This window comes from Pseudonocardia charpentierae (assembly GCF_031845345.1).
GTDB classification, from domain to species: domain Bacteria; phylum Actinomycetota; class Actinomycetes; order Mycobacteriales; family Pseudonocardiaceae; genus Pseudonocardia; species Pseudonocardia charpentierae.
Genome location: NZ_JAVREJ010000089.1, coordinates 1 through 1,249 on the forward strand (window position 1 = coordinate 1; position 1,249 = coordinate 1,249).

At 71.0% G+C, this 1,249-nt stretch carries 1 protein-coding gene; it reads left to right on the forward strand.

Features of this window, described 5'->3' with window-relative positions; translation table 11 throughout:
* The coding region (locus RM445_RS31975; RefSeq protein ID WP_311560600.1) for an ISAs1 family transposase at positions 1-1,233 on the forward strand (1,233 nt) is incomplete at its 5' end.
* Positions 1,234-1,249 lie beyond the last annotated feature (16 nt).

Here is a 1,249-nt window from a genome sequence, read left to right on the forward strand (position 1 = left end):
ACCATCACCTGGAGTGCCGTGCCCGCGTCTGCATCTTCGTCGATCGCTGCTGTCGCCGACCAGGTGGGAGGCGTGGAGCTACCCGATCCAGTTGAGGTGGCCGCCGATCTGCGTGAAGCGCTGGCCGAGGTGGTCGATCCGCGCAAGCGCCGGGGTGTCCGTCATGGCTTGGTTGTGGTGCTGACCGTGGCGGTGTGCGCGGTCGCGGCCGGCGCCCGGTCGTTCGTTGCGGTCGCCGAGTGGATCGCCGACGTGCCGGGCGACATTGCCGCCGTGCTCGGAACCGCTCGGCGGTGCCCGTCGGAGTCGACCATCCGCCGGGTGCTCGGAAAGGTCGACCCTGACCGGTTCGACGCCGTGATCGGCGCGTTCGTGCAGCGCCTGTGCGCCGGACAGGCTCCGGTCGGCCGGCGCCGCGTGCTCGCGGTGGACGGCAAGACCCTGCGCGGCTCCCGACACACCGCCAGCGACGGGATCGAGGTGGTCGGGCGGCATCTGCTCGCGGTGATCGACCAGCACTCCCGGGTCGTGCTCGGGCAGCTCGCCGTGGCCGGCAAGGCCAGCGAGATCAACCGGTTCGCTCCGCTGCTCGACACCGTGACCGGTCTCGATCTGGCCGGTGTGGTGATCACCGCGGACGCCCTGCACACCCAGCGCGAGCACGTCGCGGCGCTGCACGCGCGGGGCGCGCACTGGGTGATGACGGTGAAGGGCAACCAGCCCCGGCTGCGCCGCCAGCTGGCCGGGCTGCCCTGGCGCCAGGTCGGGGAAGCTCATCGCAGCGCCGAGACCGGCCACGGCCGCCGAGAGATCCGCGTGCTCAAGGTGGCCACGATCGCGGCCGGGATCGAGTTCCCGCACGCCCGCCAGGCCGTCCAGATCATCCGCCGCACCCGTCCGGTCTCCGGCCGCACCGGCCGGAAGGGTCGCTGGCACACCGAGACCGTCTACGCGATCACCGACCTCGACCCGCACCAGGCACGACCCGACGAACTGGCCGCATGGATCCGCGGGCACTGGCAGATCGAGAACGGCCTGCACTGGGTGCGCGATATGACCTTCAGCGAGGACTCCTCCCGCATCCGCACCGGCGCAGCACCTCAGGTCATGGCCACGCTGCGGAACCTGGCCATCAGCCTGCACCGACTGGCCGGAGCCACCAATCTCGCCGCCGCGCTACGACATCACGGCCGCAACGCCCAACGACCCCTCCAACTACTCAAGATCAGCTGACTTTGCCGACTCCCTG